The 16,810-nt window shown below is 54.6% G+C and carries 19 protein-coding genes; 9 read left to right on the top strand and 10 right to left on the bottom strand.

Annotated features, from left to right (window positions below; all coding sequences use genetic code 11):
• The first annotated feature begins 9 nt into the window (after positions 1-9).
• A complete protein-coding gene (locus PFER_RS06160) occupies positions 10-1,077 on the top strand; it encodes a DUF835 domain-containing protein (protein ID WP_048149928.1) in 1,068 nt (355 codons plus the stop codon).
• Here the strand turns inward: PFER_RS06160 and PFER_RS06155 are convergent.
• Together PFER_RS06155 and PFER_RS06150 are read right to left on the bottom strand one after the other, a co-directional pair.
• Positions 1,074-1,901, bottom strand: coding sequence for a DMT family transporter (locus PFER_RS06155; protein WP_048149926.1), 828 nt, complete (start codon positions 1,899-1,901; stop codon positions 1,074-1,076). The genes PFER_RS06160 and PFER_RS06155 overlap by 4 nt on opposite strands.
• Before the next feature lie 96 nt (positions 1,902-1,997).
• Positions 1,998-2,183 carry a hypothetical protein gene (locus tag PFER_RS06150; protein WP_052696188.1) on the bottom strand — a complete coding sequence of 62 codons (186 nt, stop codon included), beginning with the start codon at positions 2,181-2,183 and terminating at the stop codon, positions 1,998-2,000.
• Between the two features lie 60 nt (positions 2,184-2,243).
• Here PFER_RS06150 and PFER_RS06145 point away from each other — a divergent pair, with 60 nt between their 5' ends.
• The 7 genes from PFER_RS06145 to PFER_RS06115 are packed head-to-tail and all read left to right on the top strand — an operon-like array spanning position 2,244 to position 7,615.
• Positions 2,244-2,513, top strand: a complete 270-nt coding sequence (locus PFER_RS06145; protein ID WP_048149924.1) for a ubiquitin-like small modifier protein 1 — start codon at positions 2,244-2,246, stop codon at positions 2,511-2,513.
• Position 2,514: 1 nt separating this feature from the next.
• A complete protein-coding gene (locus PFER_RS06140; RefSeq protein WP_048149922.1) occupies positions 2,515-3,210 on the top strand; it encodes a ThiF family adenylyltransferase in 696 nt (231 codons plus the stop codon).
• A 9-nt stretch (positions 3,211-3,219) separates the two neighbouring features.
• Complete coding sequence (locus tag PFER_RS06135; RefSeq protein WP_048149920.1) at positions 3,220-3,798, top strand: AAA family ATPase; 579 nt, start codon at positions 3,220-3,222, stop codon at positions 3,796-3,798.
• A gap of 11 nt (positions 3,799-3,809) precedes the next feature.
• Entirely contained in the window at positions 3,810-4,610 is an 801-nt protein-coding gene (locus PFER_RS11840) for a DUF835 domain-containing protein (protein WP_052696187.1), read from the top strand.
• Between the two features lie 4 nt (positions 4,611-4,614).
• On the top strand, positions 4,615-6,591 hold the full coding sequence (locus PFER_RS06125) for an IGHMBP2 family helicase (protein WP_245612465.1): 1,977 nt from the start codon (positions 4,615-4,617) through the stop codon (positions 6,589-6,591).
• The gene (locus tag PFER_RS06120) at positions 6,588-7,157 is read left to right on the top strand and encodes a hypothetical protein (protein ID WP_048149914.1); all 570 of its coding nucleotides are present in this window, start codon (positions 6,588-6,590) and stop codon (positions 7,155-7,157) included. The genes PFER_RS06125 and PFER_RS06120 overlap by 4 nt, the downstream gene beginning before the upstream one ends.
• Positions 7,154-7,615, top strand: a complete 462-nt coding sequence (locus PFER_RS06115; protein ID WP_048149911.1) for a flavodoxin family protein — start codon at positions 7,154-7,156, stop codon at positions 7,613-7,615. The genes PFER_RS06120 and PFER_RS06115 overlap by 4 nt, the downstream gene beginning before the upstream one ends.
• Positions 7,616-7,714: 99 nt before the next feature.
• Here the strand turns inward: PFER_RS06115 and PFER_RS06110 are convergent, their stop codons facing one another.
• The 3 genes from PFER_RS06110 to glmM all read right to left on the bottom strand — a co-directional run bounded on the left by PFER_RS06110 (position 7,715) and on the right by glmM (position 10,694).
• Positions 7,715-8,659: a hypothetical protein gene (locus tag PFER_RS06110; RefSeq protein ID WP_157255118.1), complete on the bottom strand. Its 945-nt coding sequence runs from the start codon at positions 8,657-8,659 to the stop codon at positions 7,715-7,717.
• A gap of 260 nt (positions 8,660-8,919) precedes the next feature.
• Positions 8,920-9,342, bottom strand: a complete 423-nt coding sequence (locus tag PFER_RS06105; protein ID WP_084593919.1) for an EamA family transporter — start codon at positions 9,340-9,342, stop codon at positions 8,920-8,922.
• A 2-nt stretch (positions 9,343-9,344) separates the two neighbouring features.
• The gene (gene glmM / locus PFER_RS06100; RefSeq protein WP_048149906.1) at positions 9,345-10,694 is read right to left on the bottom strand and encodes a phosphoglucosamine mutase; all 1,350 of its coding nucleotides are present in this window, start codon (positions 10,692-10,694) and stop codon (positions 9,345-9,347) included.
• Positions 10,695-10,748: 54 nt separating this feature from the next.
• Between glmM and PFER_RS11835 the strand changes: the two genes are divergently transcribed.
• Positions 10,749-11,186 carry a hypothetical protein gene (locus PFER_RS11835; protein ID WP_157255116.1) on the top strand — a complete coding sequence of 146 codons (438 nt, stop codon included), beginning with the start codon at positions 10,749-10,751 and terminating at the stop codon, positions 11,184-11,186.
• On the opposite strand, the gene PFER_RS06090 is transcribed toward PFER_RS11835, so the two are convergent.
• From PFER_RS06090 to PFER_RS12340, 5 genes are all read right to left on the bottom strand, one after another.
• Positions 11,183-11,887: a hypothetical protein gene (locus PFER_RS06090; protein ID WP_048149904.1), complete on the bottom strand. Its 705-nt coding sequence runs from the start codon at positions 11,885-11,887 to the stop codon at positions 11,183-11,185. The two genes, PFER_RS11835 and PFER_RS06090, sit on opposite strands and share 4 nt — an antisense overlap.
• An 11-nt stretch (positions 11,888-11,898) precedes the next feature.
• Positions 11,899-12,288: a hypothetical protein gene (locus tag PFER_RS06085; protein ID WP_048149900.1), complete on the bottom strand. Its 390-nt coding sequence runs from the start codon at positions 12,286-12,288 to the stop codon at positions 11,899-11,901.
• Between the two features lie 20 nt (positions 12,289-12,308).
• Entirely contained in the window at positions 12,309-12,758 is a 450-nt protein-coding gene (locus tag PFER_RS06080; RefSeq protein WP_048149899.1) for a hypothetical protein, read from the bottom strand.
• Positions 12,759-12,918: 160 nt separating this feature from the next.
• Positions 12,919-14,181, bottom strand: a complete 1,263-nt coding sequence (locus tag PFER_RS06075) for a hypothetical protein (RefSeq protein WP_048149896.1) — start codon at positions 14,179-14,181, stop codon at positions 12,919-12,921.
• Positions 14,174-16,621: a hypothetical protein gene (locus tag PFER_RS12340; RefSeq protein WP_211255077.1), complete on the bottom strand. Its 2,448-nt coding sequence runs from the start codon at positions 16,619-16,621 to the stop codon at positions 14,174-14,176. The genes PFER_RS06075 and PFER_RS12340 overlap by 8 nt, the downstream gene beginning before the upstream one ends.
• Positions 16,622-16,810 lie beyond the last annotated feature (189 nt).

Genomic DNA, 16,810 nt, shown 5'->3' with positions numbered 1-16,810 from the left:
TAGATTGCCGTGAACCACTGGCTTTTGCTTGGAGGCTCCTCGCTGAGCCTCATCGCCAAACTGATCGCCGTGCTGCACCTCTACCTTGCCTACACCAAGTCGGGTAGGCGGTCCTCCCTGCTTTTCTCGGGGGCCTTTCTCTTCGCGGCACTGCAGGTGATGAGCGATATATGGGGTGTGGAGAAGCTCACGGCGCTAATGGAGGCTTTCGCCGCCTCGTTGTTCTTCTACGCGACGGTTACGCTCCTTGATGAGGAGTTCTACAGGTACCCATCTTTCCGCTCCTACCTGTCAGTGACCCCCGTCGTGGTGACGCTCTACATGCTCACGGCGGAGACCTTTGGTTCTCCCTTAAACTGGCTCGCCACCATTGGGGTTGCCTACGCCATATCCGGCCTGTTCATGGTGTTCGCGGGCCTGATCGTTTGGAACCTGCGGGAAAGCTATCCCCAGCATGTCCTGTCGTTGTCGGCCCTCTTCATACTCTACGGCCTTCATGAAATGGACTACCCCCTTTTGAGGCCCGTTGAGTGGTTTGCTCCAATTGGGTTTTCCCTCAGCGCCGTTCTCACGATAGCGCTGGCCTACTCGGTCGTGAGGTTCGTGAGGAGCGAGAGGTTCATGGAGTTGAAGCCCTTTTCGGGAAACCTGGAGATCGAGCTCAAACCCGGGGTGCTCCTAATCTCACCCCAGGAGTATGGAGCGCTACTCTCGAAGATCAAAGATTTTCCCGTCATGGCGTTTCTCAGGGACGCCATCAACGCCCCGCCCCAGTGGATGCTCCACTTCGTTACCCAGGCCCCGGCGGATAACGCGGTGACCCCAACGAACCTCGCGCGGATCACGGAGACAATAAACCGCTACCTGCACTCCATGAGAGATGCCGGGAAGCAGGGGGTTGTTATTATTGATTGCGTGGAATACCTCGCCGTCTACAACGGCGTTGAGGCGGTTATAAAGCTCCTAAGTGCCATCAGGGACATGGCGCTCATAACGGGAGGGACCGTGATAATAGTCACAGACAAGAATGCGTGGGAGGAGAAGGACTGGAAGCTCCTTCAGAGGCTCGTTGGTTAGTCCTTCCTAACCTCGTTCCACATGCCGGATAGTATAAGGAGCGCCCCGAGGTAGCCCTTTGGAGAGAGCACTTCTCCCATCGTTATGAAGGCACTTACGTGGCCGAACACGGGCTCGGCTGAGTATATAAGCGCCGCCCTGTAGGCCTTGGTCTCCCTCTGGTACCTCACCTGGAGCGTGAATGCCACGACCGTCGCAAAGATTCCCGTGTAGAGTATTCCCCCCCATGCGTAGACGTTCCCAGGTAGGCTTAGCCCCTCGGCCCCGGCCGCGTAGGCGAGTGAGAGCACGAAGTTCCAGAATATCTGCCAGAACGCTAGGCTAAGGTAGTCCTTCTCTCCGAACCTCTGAACCAGCACTATCTGGAAGGCGAAGCTAAGGGCGCAGAGGACTGTGAGCAGATCGCCGTAGTTAAAGTGCAGGCTCGCCCCCGAGATTAGGAAGAGGCCGCTCATGGCTAGGACGAGCGAGGAGACGTCCCTCCACCCGAGCCTATCCCCAAGGAGGAAGTAGGATATGAAGGGCGTGAAGACAACGTAGAGGGATGTTATGAAGGCCGAGTTTGACGCCGTAGTGTACTTGAGTCCCACGATCTGAAAGCCGTGCCCGAAGAAGAGCGTAACACCCAGAACGAGCCCCTCGAAAAGGGTTTCCCTTTTGAGAACCCGCCCCCTGAAGAGGAGTAGCATGAGGAGGGTCGCTATCCCGAAGCGGTAGGCGAGGAAGAGTATCGGGGAGACATACTCCAGGCTAACCTTCATCGCCGGGAACGTAAAACCCCATATTGCCGTTATCCCGAGGAGCACGAGTTCAGCGCGTTTCATGGGCCCTCCCCCAGCCCAACGTCCTCATCGAAGGTCATGGTGAGGTAAGTCTCAATTCTCTCTCTAAGGCCTCGACTATCTCATCCTTGAGGGCCCTCAGCCCCCCTCGTCCAGGGGCCTCTTCGTCTTCAGCCATTTGAGCTTTCCATCCCTTTTATCGAGGACCAGAATGTCCTCCTTTACGAGTATGGGGGCGTATCTAAGCCTTATCCCGTAGAGCTCTTCCTCAAAGGCCATCTTGCCTATCAGGCCGTTCAGATAATCCCTGAGCTTTATGGGCATCGAATGAAATTGAGCGAACCCCTTTTATACCTGACGGGGCTAATCCGGGTGGTGGTGACGATGAGGGTGCGCGTGAGGTACTTCGCACGCTTCCGCTCTATAGCGGGGAGGGACGAGGAGGAGTTCGAACTTCCGGCCGGAAGCACTGTAAGGGACCTTTTGAAACTCATAGTGGATAGACACCCTGCCTTCAGGGGCGAGAGCTTCGGGGAAGACTACGACGACGAGGCAGATGTGAACGTCTCAAGGAACGGCCGCTACGTGGGCTTTGACGAGGTTCTCGAGGAAGGGGACGTGGTGGCCATATTCCCGCCCGTGAGCGGTGGTTGAGATGCTGGGCGAGAGGGAGCTTGAGCGCTACGACAGGCAGATACGCATATTCGGCGTCGAGGGGCAGGAGAAGTTGAAGAGGTCAAGGGTGGCCGTAGTTGGCGTGGGAGGTCTCGGAAGTCCGGTTGCCTACTATCTGGCCGCCGCAGGGGTTAATCTGCTCCTCATAGACGAGCAGGAGCCCGAGTTGAGCAACCTCAACAGGCAGATACTGCACTGGGAGGAGGACGTGGGGAGGAACCCCAAGCCCCTATCGGCCAGATGGAAGCTCGAACGCTTTAATTCTGACGTTGAAATCGAGACCTTCGTCGGGCGGCTGGACAGGGACAACGTGGCGGAGGTACTAGAGGGGGTTGATGTCATAGTGGACTGCCTCGACAACTTCGAGACAAGGTACCTGCTCGATGAGTACGCCCACGAGAGGGGGATACCCCTTGTTCACGGTGCGGTGGAGGGCTTTTTCGGCCAGGTTACCACCATAATCCCGGGGAGAACGAAGTCCCTGAGGGAGCTCTTCCCGAGGAAACCCGCCCCCAAGGGGAAGTTCCCCATACTCGGGGCCACCGCTGGAGTCGTTGGAAGCGTCCAGGCGGCCGAGGTGGTTAAGCTCCTAACGGGTTACGGTGAGCCCTTGGCCAACAGACTCCTTATAATAGACCTTTCCAATGGTGTCTTCGAAGTTGTGGAGCTTGAATGAGGTGGGAGGATGATAATCGGAGTTGTGGGTAAGATAGCGGCCGGAAAAACCACCGTGGCGAAGATACTCGAGGGGAGGGGGTTTTGCAGAGTGAGCTGCAGCGACCCCTTAATAGACCTGCTCACCGGAAAAATTGAGGAATACTCGTGGGTACCGGAAGTTCCTGCGAGGAGGGAGCCCACGAGGGACACCCTCATAGAGTACGGCAGACACCTCAAGACCACATACGGGGGGGACATACTCATCCGCCTCGCCCTCGACAAGAAGAGGGACTGCGAGAAAGTGGTAATTGACGGCGTCCGCTCCATAGAAGAAGTGAGGGCGATAAAGGAGCGCGGCGGGCTTGTGGTGTACGTTGACGCCCCCGCGGAATTGCGCTACGAGCGTCTCAGGGCGAGAAAGGCGGGCAAGGACAGGGTCATCACCTCCTACGAGGACTTCCTGAGGATGGATGAGGCGGAGGAGGAGCTCTACCACACGACGACCCTCAAGGAAATTGCCGATGTCGTGATTGACAACTCGGGGAGCCTCGATGACCTCAGGGAAGAGGTGGAAAAGCTCTTATATCTCCTCCCCAAACGTCCATGAGGTGTTATCACGTGGATGCGCTTCACGCCGTGAGTTTCATAGTTAACATCGTGGCCATAGCACTCGTTGGCCATTCCCTCCGCTTCCTGCTGAGCGTGGGGAAGCACCTCGAGGAGCGGGGAAAGCGGCTGGTCCCGGCCACCCTCCTGGGCGGCATCCTCATAGCTCTGGGAATGGGCGCGTGGCTTGTGTTTCTCCCCTCCCTTGACTCTGCCCCTGTGGTGGGCCTTGAGGCCTTCATAGCGGCAGGGGTCGCGTGGGTTGCCTACTCATGGGCTAGACTCAACAGGGAGATGCTCGAGGAGAGGAGCGCCGTGGAGGTTAGGAAGGTCGGCCTCGACCCAGGTCTGTACCTCTGCAAGGAGGGCTGCGATGAGGTCGCCAACCATCTTCTCCTCACCCATCCCTCCATGGTCATCTCGCGGGAGCCGAGGACAAAGGTGGAGCACTCACTGAACCTCGATGGCGTGGCCTTCTGGTGGCTCTCGAAGGTCGAGGGAGACCATGTAATAGCCCCCACCCGGCTTCCGTTCCTATCCTACAACATAACGGAGTTTCTGGACTCCCATGAGCGTCCCTTCGTGTACCTGGACGGACTCGAGTACTTGATACTCGAGAACGGCTTCGAGACGGTCTTCAAGTTCCTCACGGCGATAAAGGACCAGGCGATTCTCAAGGGAGGGGTGATCCTCGTTAAGATAAGCCCCGACGCCTACGAACTGAAGGAATACCGCCTCCTCCTTAGGGAGTTCAACATCATCGAGGCCAAGAGGGCGATAATAACCAGCGGGGGCGCGGTGTACCTGATGTGAGGTGGTGCTTTTGCGGTTCGGCTCGTACGATGAGTACGTCTCCTATTTCGCCCGCCTCGTTGAGCTCGAGCGCGAGGAGGAGATGCGCTTCCACAGGGAAGAAATCAAGCGTCTCAGCGGCGAGAAGAGAGAAAAGCTCGGGAGGGCAATCCTCAACCTGAACGGAAAAGACCTCGGGAGGGGCATAGAGGGCTACCTCGTTAAGTTCGGGAGGAGGGAGCTCCCCGAGACGGAGATAGGCGTTGGGGACCTCGTCCTGGTGAGCAGAGGGAAGCCGAGGAAGGACGATCCCCAGGGCACGGTGGTGGAGAAGGGGAGGAGCTTCCTCGTGGTCGCCTTCCAGAACAGGCCGCCGCGCTGGGTTTACGGGCGGGGGATAAGGGTTGACCTCTACGCCAACGACGTCACCTTTCAAAGAATGCTGGCGGCCCTAAAGGCCCTTAGGGGAAACGAGCGCCTCATCAACCTCCTCCTCGGAAAAATTCGGCCTCACTTTGGCTCCGCGGGCAGGATAGAGTTCTCAAACCCCTCGCTAAACCCCTCGCAGAAGGAGGCCGTGAAGCGCTCCCTCGAGGCGAGGGATACCTTCCTCATCCACGGGCCCCCGGGGACGGGAAAGACCACCACGCTCGTGGAGGCCATAGTGCAGCACGTTAGGAGGGGCCACCGCGTTCTCGCCACCGCGGATTCGAACATAGCCGTTGACAACCTGATGGAGAAGCTTTTGGAGGCGGGGGTGAAGGCTGTCCGCGTTGGGAACCCCGCGAGGGTGACGAAGGCCCTGAGGGAGAACACACTCGACCACCTCGTTACCCTCGAGGGGGAGTTCAGGGAGGCGGAGAAGCTCTGGAAGGAGGTCGAGAAGCTGAGGGAGGCCCAGTCGGCCTACCAGAAGCCCACCCCCCAGTGGCGGAGGGGGATGAGCGACGGGGACATAAAGCGGGCCGCGAAGGAAGGACGGAGCGTTAGGGGCGTCCCCCAGCGCGTGATAGTGAGCATGGCCAAGTGGCTCGAGGTTCAGGAGGAGATATCGAAGCTGGTGGAGAGGGCGAGGGCCCTTGAGATGAGGGCCGTTGAGCGGGTTCTTGAGCGGGCGGAGGTCGTCTGCACCACCAACTCCACGGCCGGAAGCGAGCTCCTGCAGGGGAAGAACTTTGATGTGGTCTTCATTGACGAGGCGACCCAGTCCGTGGAGCCCTCGTGCCTGATACCCATGGTCAAGGGGCGGAAGTGGGTGATGGCCGGCGACCACAGGCAACTCCCGCCGACAATTTTGAGCGAGAAGGCCCGTCCCCTCGAGTTCACGCTCTTTGAGAGGTTGCTCGGCGTTTACGGTGATGAAATAAAATCCCTCCTGCGCGTCCAGTACAGAATGAACGAGCGCATAATGGCCTTTCCCAACAGGGAGTTCTACGATGGCCTACTCATCGCGGACGGGAGCGTGGCGAAGATAACGCTCGAAGACCTCGGGGTTTCACTCCCCTCCAGTGAGGGGTGGCTCATGAGGGCACTGGCCCCATCGAAGCCGATAGCCTTCGTTGATACACTTGGGGAATGTCCCGAGAGGCAGAGGCAGGGTTCCACGTCGCGGGAAAACCCCTGCGAGGCGCGTGTGGTGAAGGATATAGTTGAGGGACTCCTTAAAATGGGGGTTAGGGAGGAGTGGATAGGCGTGATAAGCCCCTACGACGACCAGGTTGACCTCCTCGCTTCCATCCTCCCCGAGGACGTTGAGGTGAAGACGGTTGACGGCTACCAGGGACGCGAGAAGGAGGTTGTGGTGATTTCCTTCGTCCGCTCCAACGATAGGGGGGAACTTGGCTTCCTTGAGGACTTGAGGAGGTTGAACGTGGCCATAACGCGGGCAAAGCGGAAGCTCGTGATGGTTGGAGATTCGAGAACCCTCTCCACCAACCCAACCTACGCCCGCCTCGTCGAGTACGTTAGGGGCGAAGGCGGCTACGTTGGGGTGAGAGCATGAAGCTCTTGATCATAGCGCCCTGCCTGCTCAGCCCCTTCTACGTCTACCGTGGGCCGAAGGAAAAGGAGTACGAAACCTCCAGAAGGCTCAGGAAGTTCATAGGTGAGCTCGGCGACGAGTGGGAGGTTTTAGCCTACCCCTGCCCCGAGTTCGAGCTGGTCGGCTGGCCGCGTGCCCCTGCCAGCAGGGAAGTCTACGAGAGGCTCGGGATGAGGGAGAGGGCCAAAATCATTGCCGACTTCATCGGCAGGGTTCTGACCGATGAGAAGCCCGAGAAGGTGGTCTTCGTCGGCGTCAAAGGCTCCCCCACCTGCGGCGTCTTCACAACGAGCTCAAGCGACCCCGATAGGTACCCCTACCGGGCAATGGGGGAGTTCTTCTACCTGGGCAAGGGGGAGAGGATAAAGCGCTCAAAGGAGCTCGTTAGGGAGCAAAACTTCGAGCTGAAGCCCCTGCCCGGGATACTCTTCGAAATCCTCATGGCGAGGTTTCCGGAGGGGTTTTACGTGGAATTTGATAAGGACGACATCGAGGGAAGTATCAAGCGGTTGGAGGAGGCCCTATGAGGGCCCTCATAGTCTACGTCTCCGTCCACCACGGGAACACGGAGAGGGTAGCGAAGGCGATGGCCGAAGTTTTGGGAGCGGAGCTGACCAAACCATGGAAGGTCAAACCGGAGGAGCTTCTCAGCTATGACCTCATCGGCTTCGGCTCGGGTATCTACTGGTGGAGGCACCACTGGGGGCTCTTCAAGCTCGTTGAGAACCTCCCCAACGTCGGAGGCAAGAAGGCCTTCATCTTCTCGACCGCAGGGCTTAACATTCGCCCCTACAACCACAGGAAGCTCAGAAGGGCCCTCAAGGAGAAGGGCTTCGAGATAGTGGGGGAGTTCTCCTGCAGAGGCTGGGACACGAACGGCTGGCTGGCGAAGATAGGCGGGCTGAACAAAGGACATCCAGATGAGAGGGACATTGGGAGGGCTAGGAAGTTCGCGGAAGGGCTGAAGGCTAAATTCGCGAGATAGAACTAAGTTTGACGCCTTTTTGGGCTTAGAAAAGCCTGATGAGCTCCCGGCCAAAGAGGTTTTGAGATGAACCTGCTCTGAAGCTTTGAAATTTGAGTCTTATCTCTCTTCAGTATTTTCAGGAAGAGCGTACAAGGTATCCCCACAAACTGTTATCATATCCATTTTTAAATCCTTCCAAGGGATCGCCATATAGCATTCTCCTTTTTTCAATACTAAATAGCGATCATCAAAGGGATCAAAAAGGAAGCCTCTGGCATAGGTATTTCCATCTTTGGATATCTCAACCCAAGGTAATCGAATGATGCTTTTTTCTATGAGATTCAGCTTCCAGACGAGAGCTGTCAGTTTCTTTTCAGCCTGAATAATTGAGCTCACTATAAAGAGAAATTCCAAGATTAACACAAACAAAATAATCATTTGTTTTAATGGAGTATCCTTTGTTTCCAAAAAATAAGATGCAAATAATACTGCTTGCCATATACTTGCGATAGTAATAATAAATAAAGTTACAAAAAATAGAAATTTTGACTTAATATCCTTTAAATACATCTTGCCCCTAAAAAGTATCATTGGAAGTAAAAATTGTAGAAGAGATTCCAGTATTATTGTACTTCCCCATATGCCCCTGGTGTTATAGCGACTGTATATCCATGATGAAGCAATAAGAATAACAATAATTGCCAACACATTAAGTGCTGAAAGAATAAACACGAAATAAGAACTATTACATATTTTGCCTAGATTTTCAAGATTTAGAGTCCCAACTGGGCTCGTGGATAATCGTTTAAGTGTACTCAATACAATTAGATTGAATATCAAAAACCAGACTACACTATATATCAAGAACCCAAAAATAAGTATAACGAGCTTATTTTCTAAATTCAATCCTGAGGAATTAAAAGCAAAGAGAAAAACAACGAGTAGCGGAGCCAAAATCAGTTTTAACAATGACCAAACTCCATAGGCACGATACACTTTGCTAAAGCTTACATCTTTCATAATGTCCTCTGTCATGTTCTGGATCTTCTTAAAGTAATTCATGACACCCCCAAACAAAAGGGAGTAATTATAAATCTTAGACTTTGACTTAAATCCAGAGAAAAAACTTAGTATTGGCACCAAGTACATTAAAGAAAGAACCAAATACACTAAATTGATGAGATTAGTAACTTGAGCGAGAGTATCCCCACTCATTGATATCATCTCCGCATAAATAATCAACGATAGTTTCCTAATTAACATTTTATAAAATTATAGTTGTTGTGGGATTTACTCAGTCTAATCAAAGACATCTAAGAGGATCACAGTGACACCAGCAGCGCGCCCAGGACTATCAACAGCGCCCCGAGAGCCGTCTTAAAGTCCATCTTGTCCCCAAGGAGGAGCCAGGCGAGGAGTATCGCCAGTGCCACGCTCATCTTGTCTATCGCTATCACCGCGGTAGTTCTCCCTCCCTTTATCGCCATGAAGTAGAAGAGCCAGGAGAGTGCCCCGGCAACGCCTGAAAGGGTTACAAAGAGCAGCGCGCGGTGGTCAAAGCCGGTTGTGTTCGTCTTTCCAGTGGCAAGGGCAACTAGGAAGAGAAATGCGAACATTATGAAGGCCCTGATTACAGTAGCTACCGTTGAATCGACGTCTCTGAGGCCGAGCTTTCCAAAGATCGGGACGAGGGCGGCGAAGAACGCCGCCAAGAGGGCGTAGATTATGTAAATGGGGATTCTCAATTTCAGGCCTCCTCAATAGCTCTCTTAACTAGCCTCTCAGCCTTCTCCATCAGTTTCTTTGCTTTCTCCTCCGTATGGGCCTCTAAAGTTATGCGCATTATTGGCTCTGTCCCGCTCGGGCGGAAGAGGATCCACCAGTCGGAGTTCTCTATCCTGATACCATCAATGTCAATAAGCCCCTCGTAGTCAAAGGCCTTCAGGGCCTCTCTCCGGATTATCTCCATCGCCCTCGCTTTCTTCTCGTTCGGGCAGGGGATTTTTGCCCTTAAAGTTACGTAGCGCGGAACTTCCTTCGCGAGCTCGCTGAGCGGGCCGAGTCTGTCGATCATCTCGAGAACGAGCGCTCCGGCAAAGATTCCATCCGGGGTGAGGTTCCACTGCGGGATTATCCACGTACCGCTCGGCTCGCCGCCGAAGACGCCGCCGTGTCTGGCGAGTTCATCGGCGACTGCAACGTCCCCAACGCGCGTCCTTATAACCTCGCCACCGAGGGGCCTAACGTAGTCATCCAAAGCGAAGCCCGCATCAACCGTTGTTACTATTTTTCCCTTCCCGAACTTCCTCAGCATGTAGCCGGCTATGAGCGAGAGCATGACCTCGTACTCAACGAATTTCCCTTCGTCGTCAACGACGCCAATCCTGTCGGCGTCGCCGTCGTGGGCTATTCCTACATCTGCTTTCATTGCCCTGACTGCCTTAGCCAGAGCGGAAAGGCTCTCCGCGTTCGGCTCGAGCTCCCTCACGAAAAAGCCGCTCGGGTGGGAGTTGAGCGAGATTACCCTATTTCCCATCTCGCGCTGGAGGTAAGGGCTGAGAATGGAACCCGCTCCGTTTCCCGTATCGAGAACGACCGTGTAGGAGTTCTCAAGCTGGACGAATTTTAAAGCCTCGTTTATGTACTCCTCACGGGGATCGGCAGTTCTGAGAGTCCCAATCTCGCTCCAGGGCGCTTTTTTGAAGTTCCCGGATTCAAAGATTGCCTCAAGCTCGTTCTCCATCTCTGGGGTGTAGGCCATTCCGTTGGCCTGCCACACCTTTATGCCGTTGTATTCCGGTGGGTTGTGGGAGGCGGTGATTGTAACTCCTGCGTCAGCCTCGTAGAGCTTTATCGCAAAGCCCGTGAGGGGCGTTGGAGCCAAACCGATGTCAATCACGTCAACACCAGTTGAGAGAAGCCCGCTTATAACTGCAGATTTGATAACGTCGCCGCTGGTCCTCGTGTCCTCCCCTATGACGACCGTTCCACCGCCGAGGTACGTTCCAAGGGCTTTGCCAACCTTCAACGCAAGCTCCGGCGTCAGCTTCTCGTTGAAGACCTCCCTGATTCCGCTGGTTCCGAAGTACTTCCCCATTTCAACACCCCCGTGCTAAAGGCGTATATACGGGGAGCGAATATAATCCTTTGGGTGATAGCGGTGGAGGATGCGTACGTTAAGGGGGCGATACTCTTCTCCGTCCTGACCGTTGGGGTACTGACCTTCGCCGGCCTCTACTTCGACGTGGCGATAACCCTAATCTCGCTGCCCTTCCTGGTGTTCCTCGTGGTTCTCTTCATGGGGTGGAGCAGCAACCGCTCCCTCGACAAGGGGGAGATGAGGAGGGCAATAGCGGCCATCTTCGTTGCCGCTTTTATGGTGCTGGTGGTTGGAAACAAATACCTCAACGTCCCCGCGGAGCTGAGGGACTACTTCCTCGGCGTGCTATCCACCGTCATCGGCTTCTACTTTGGCTACCGCGGAAGGGAGAGCGAGGAGGAAAGGCTAAACAGACTGGCAAGGAGGATAAATACGGAAGGAGAAGGGCAAAGCGACAATACAAAGGAGAGAGAGGGGGTAAATGACTAACTCCCGAAAACGGCCACCTCTTTCCCGTCCGGGTCAAGGACGTGGAGAACGACGCTACCGTTCAGAGCGTTTTCAAGGCCCGATACCATTTCCATGTAAGTGTCCTTGACGGAGTTGACTTCTTCTTCGCTCCTGAAGGAGCTCATTGCCCTCACGTGGTATGTGGAGCCGCTCTTCTCAAGGATTACGTCCCACGGTCCGCTTCCTGCGAAGTCAAGCAGGTAGTTCAGTGCTTTCTGGGCGTCTTCTTCGCTCGTCCCCGTGTACCAGACGTTGATGCCGTTCGAAGAAACGTAGCGGTACTTGCTCTCCACTTGGTAGAGGACGTTCTTCCCGTCGTCAAGAATCTGGAGGAGCACGTGTTCACCGTTGAAAACGTCCTGCGACATCTTTGACGCCAAAAAGACGAGGTAGAACTTTAGAGACTCCTCCATCTCGTCGGCGCTCCCGTAGGTGCTCGTCAATCCAACGACGTAGCCGTTCTCCTTCTTCACGTAAACGTCCATCTCATCGGGGCTCAGCTCGGCGTTGATGAAGTTGATAAGGGCTTTGGCCTGGCTCATGGACACGTCGCCGGAGTAGTGGACGGTGATGCCGTTTACGGTGAGGGTCTTCTCCGTGGTAATGCCTCCGTCCGTGCAGCCGCTGGCGAACATAACAACCACGAGCAGCAGGGCCGAAATCGCGTAAACCTTCCTCATTTTCCTACACCTCACTTCTTCACAAGTCTGTATATGCCCACCGTTGCGGTGTAGCTCTCATCCGGGTTCGGCGGAGAGTAGTCCACCCTCACCACAAAGGGCTTCGCTGAGCCGTAAACCATGTTCGTGCTGTCCTCGTAGGAGGAAATAACCTCGTTTGTTTCTGGATCAAGGATTTTAATCCCCTTGACCACGCCCGTTCCCCCGGCCTCGATCTTGTACGTGCCTGCTTCAAGGGTGTGCGAGAGGTAGAAAACGTCTCCGCTCACAGTATCGCTCTTCACTTCCACGGGAACCTTGTCGTAGAATGCATCGTAGTAGTACTGCATGCCGAAGACCGCTATTACTCCAAGCAGAATCAAGAGGAAAAAGCCAACAAAGAGCTTTTTAATGAGTCCCATTCTTTTCACCTCCATTACCCTTAAAACCCGAAGAGACCCCCTCCCTTGACCTTAACACCGAGGTCGGAGAGCTTCTTCTTTATCTCCCGCTGGTTCATGTTTCCGGAGAACTTGCTCTTCTCCTTCCACTTGATCTCCAGCTCATCATTTTTGCCCTCGTCCACGTTGCCGCTCTTGAGCTTGACTTCCTTTATCCCCCTCAGAGGAATCGAGAAGTTCTCCGGAGCCTCTTTGAGAACATCCTCAGGGGACATATTGTAGTAGCGCTCGTGCATCGTCCAGCCTGATGAAATCCTCTTGAAGAAGCCGTCTCCCCGCGCCTTTGCCTCTTCTCTGGCCTTCTGAATCAGCTCTTTCTTCACGTGGGCGACGATTATCCTCTGGTCTGTCACAACAAGGTTCACCAGGGCGCTCTTGAGAAAGCCCTTGTGGTACTCCAGGTTGGGTATAACGTAAACCACTTTCTCCATATCAAACACCTTCCGATTTTCTTTTCAGTCTCATCAAACAAGCCTCCGAATGAGCATTAGGACAAGCTTTGCAAACAAAAGGAGGAGAGCTAACGCTACCAAAATCAAGAAAAGGCCCAGAAGAGGACCGAAGACGTGGAATCCGGTTAGGGGTTCCGTTTCAGCCCCCTCCGAGGTTTGCGTACCTTATCGTTATCCTGTGGGAGCAGTCACCGGTTTTCTCGTGGGAGACGAGCTCAAAGGCTGTAAGCGTCCCATCGGAGTTGAGGTTCACGTAGACGTGCCCCATTTTGATCTCATCGGCAACCTCACTCGTTGGATAGCCGGAGGTCGGCACCGCCCTCGGGTCCAAGCTATCGAGGCTCCCCTCGCCGAGGTCTATGTAGTGGCCGAGTAAGGCCGGATAGTCAACGCACCACGGTTCTGCCATAATGTCAATGTCTTCCCACGTCAGGGTCTGGTCAGAGCCCTTCAGCTCGCCCGTGGAGAACTTTATCGCCATCACTCCATCGGTGTCGAGGGTGGCGGTCTTGAGTTCTTCCATCTCCCCACTTGAGGTTGCAGAAGTCGTCGTACTCGAGAAGGAGTCGTAACATGCTTTAGCTTCCTGGTACTTGGCATATGCCTCCTGAATCTCCTCATCGCTTGCTCCTGAAGATTGGAGGGAAGTGACGTTGTTGTAGGCCTGGACGAAGAGCCTGTAGGCGTCTTCCTTGTTATCCGGGCAGGTGAAAGTCCCCAACGTCCCGTTCGCGCTTTCTGGAGGATAGAGGGTAACGTTCTTCTCGAACTCGTCAAAGACCCCGTCGAAGTCGTAGTCGTGAAGGTCGGGGGTCCCATCGAAATCAACGTCGCGCTCGTCTATTATTCCATCGGAGTTTATGTCCCAGGCGTCAACCTTTCCGTCCCCGTTGGAATCGTAGACATCCGGAATCCCGTCACCGGTTATGTCCCACGCGTAGCTCTCCACGCCGTTGAAGGTCGTCCTCCACGTGTCGGTCTTTCCGTTGTAGTCTTCGTCGAGGTAGGCGGTGTCGTAGTTCCCGTCGCCGGTCGTGTCGAGGTGTATCGCGTCTATCCTCCCGTCCTTGTTCCTGTCAAGGAAGAGCACCGAGCCGTTCGTGGTGGGAACCTCCGCATAGTCGCCCCCGATGTAAACGTCTTTACTTCCATCGTCGTCCGAGTCAACCCACCCATTCTCACCGGAGAATGGTTCGCTGGAGGTCCCGGAAGGTCCCCCCGTGGAGGTGCTTTCCCAGGGGGAGGAAGTGGACGTTGTGGAGGTATCTCCACCGGAATCAAAGCCATTGGGGAAGTTGTCCCTTCCCTTCGTGAGGTCGTCTATTATGTGGGGATTCGTGTAGTAGATGTAAGCCGCCCCTAGGAGTATGAGTATCAAGAAAAATGCTGTGAACTTACCCATTTTCCTTCACCTCCACGAAGGTTGGAGGGCTGAGCCATCCGCCTGAGATACGCTTGAACTTCCTGCCCGTCTCGTAGTCCTCGTAGATGCCGGGCTTCGCAGTCTCGTGGAGAACGTAGCCGTTCCAGGTGAACCAGCCCTGGTTCCTTTCCTCTATCTTCTTGCGGAGGTTCACGAGGGAGCCTATCGTTGCATCGGCCATGTTCCCAAAGTAGCCGGTCGGATCGAGGAGCTTCCCTATCTTGGTAGCCCCGTCGAGAACTATTATCGAAACCTTCGTGTTCTCGGGCAGGTTCATCTTCTTGAGCTCCTCCGCCTGCTTCATGAGCGCCCTTGCATCTTGGGCGACGAGGAAAACGTTGACGGGTGTCCTGAGCATCTTAACCGTCTCCGTTCCCTTCAGCTTAACCGTGTCACCGACCTTCTCAAAGTTACTCGCCACGAAGTTCGCCCAGTCGAGGGCCCCGCCCGAGCCGTACTGTCCTCCAACGAGCCACTTGGGCGGTTCAAGGATTCCCGTTAGAATAGCGTTCATGGTAGCTTCTCTTTCCGCCTCGCTCTCCGAGTTCTCGTAGATGAAGCGCCTCATAGCTATCCTCCGCTGTATGGGGTCGTAGCGGTACTTCTCGGCTATTTGACGGAGTTTGTAGCGCTTCTCGGGGTCGTCCGCGAATATGGAGAGGTAGCGGTTGATCTCCTGGTTCCTGTAGACCTTCTCCTCCATGTAGGCGTTCATCTCCTTGACCATCCTATCGGGGTCGTCCTTGTACTGCTCGTGAAGCTCGCGGAGGTGCTCGATGTAGAGGTCATAGACAACCTTCATGCCCGGGTCGGTCTCTATCATCTTGTTGATGTAGTCAATGTGCCTCTCCATCAGAGATTCCGCCCATTCGAGCTTCTTCTGAAGGATACAAGCGTCGCAGGTCGCTATGTCAGGGTCGTCGCAGTCGGTTAAGCCGTCCATGTCGTTGTCTATCTCGTCCCCCGGCACTTCCGCACTTACGAGGCTCACGTGGATGCTCTTCTTCACGAGGAGTCTCTCCTCATCGCCCACCTTTCCGTAGAGGCTCACGGTGAGCGTTCCCTCCTTCACGCTCGGGTCGCTCATGTAGATAACGTCGAGTATCTCACCGTTATCAACGGACAGCCTCTTAGAACTTCCGTCAGGGAGTGTGACGACTGCGTAGAGGTCTTTGGCACCACTACCCTTGACCTCCGCATAGAGGGGCACGGAGAAGAGGCCGTTTATTATCTGCTTGAGGTGGGCACCGTTCTTCGGTGTGAGCAAGTTGAGAGAATAACCAGTGACGTTCCCTGCGAACACGAAGTCCCACGATACCTCCTTGGTATCGCCCCCGCTGCCGTCCCTGACCACGAAAACCACCCTTGCCTTTCCTTCCTTAACCTGACCGGGCTTTATCACCACATCGAGGATAACTGGCACGGTTATGCTCGACCCGTTCATCCACGCGTAGGCCACGGTGCTACTTTTTTGAGTGGCCATGTAGGAGTAGAACTCCTGGGCGGAGGGGAACTTTATTGCCTCGTCACCGTACTTTCCGCTCTGGTCTATGTAATAGGCCTCAACCCCCGAGACATCGCCGTTTCTGTCGAAGACGCTCGCCGAAAAGATGAGTCTCCCTCCTTTTTCGATATCGGTTTCGTTGAACGTGATGGTTCCTATGTAGCCGGGGGAGAGCTTAACACATCCGCTCCCCGGAACACACAGCTGGAAGTCTCCCAGGAACCTCGCGGGATAGGGCTGGCCCTTCAGGGAAGCCAAAACCGCGTTCTCGACGCTCTTTCCCAGTGAACGGGCCTGGGAGTATGCGTAGGCCTTCATTGCGAGCATTGAGGACAGGTATGAGTTGTATTCATCCTGCATGAACTCCGTGTGGCACTCCGTCTGGTTGTTCTCGTTAAGGTTACAGGCCGTGGAGAGGAAGGAATCAAAAGTGCGCTGGAAGTTCAGGTACTCCCCGGAAATCTGGATTGAGATTCTGAGATCTCCAAAGGGGAACTCATGGGAGTAGAAGGAACGCAGACCTGTCCTGAAATCAACTGTGATGTTCTCTCCAACGGGCTCTCCATCCAGAGTTTCGGGATAAAACGCGGTCTTGTAAAAGCTGTAGCCCAGGAGAAAACTTATATCTTCGCCGTTTTCTGATTCTCCTGAGTTTTGAAGGGTCTCGTCCATGGATGGGGCAATGCTAATGCCCGGTGTGAGGACGTCCCCTATCTCTACGGCCATCAGGTCTTCGCTCGTTTTAACGGGGTACTCCGTTATGGTAACGAGGATGGTGTAGTTAACGCCATCACGCACTGTCTCGCCGAGCAGGACGACGCTGTTTACACCGTTCTCCTGAACGTGGGAGGTTTTTACAACGTTTATTCCCAGCCCCTGAAGTGCTCCCGTGGGCGCGATTACGGCTCCCACCATGGATGATAGAATTAGCAGGAGCATTAGAACGCTACTTACCAAAACATGTACTTTCACACGACATTCCTCCTTCTGATGAACCTCCAAAAGTGGAGGACAACGAAAAGGTCAATAATCCCTAACACAATGAGCAGGATAGCCCCAAGGAGTGGACCGAATACATTAAATTCGGCTAGGTTTGAGGGCAAA

Source organism: Palaeococcus ferrophilus DSM 13482 (genome assembly GCF_000966265.1).
In the GTDB taxonomy this organism is placed as follows: domain Archaea; phylum Methanobacteriota_B; class Thermococci; order Thermococcales; family Thermococcaceae; genus Palaeococcus; species Palaeococcus ferrophilus.
The sequence above is the reverse complement of the archived record's forward strand: the minus strand, read 5'-3'. Positions and strand labels throughout refer to the sequence as shown.